Origin of the sequence: Flavobacterium sp. HJSW_4 (genome assembly GCF_042436695.1) — a bacterium.
Lineage (GTDB): Bacteria > Bacteroidota > Bacteroidia > Flavobacteriales > Flavobacteriaceae > Flavobacterium.
In genome coordinates this window covers 1-202 of record NZ_JBHNPP010000128.1, presented here as the reverse complement: position 1 = coordinate 202, position 202 = coordinate 1, and the positions used below count along the sequence as shown (strand labels likewise).

Here is a 202-nt window from a genome sequence, read left to right as displayed (position 1 = left end):
GTCAGAAGATTTCTGGCTGAATCAATTCTCAGGAGAGCTGCCTGTTTTAAACTTGCCAAGCTTTAAACCCCGCCCTTCAGTTCAAAGCTATAATGGGGAGAGTCTTACGCATGTATTTTCAGCAGCATTTTTAGATAAGTTAAAAAGTTTTTCAGAGCAACACCAATGCACTTTGTTTATGACTCTCATGGCAGGCGTCAAA

Annotated in this window: 1 protein-coding gene; it reads left to right on the top strand. The window is 40.6% G+C overall.

Annotation, left to right across the window (positions count from 1 at the left end; translation table 11 throughout):
• The coding region (locus ACE01P_RS24545; RefSeq protein ID WP_379701683.1) for a condensation domain-containing protein at nt 1-202 on the top strand (202 nt) is incomplete at both ends.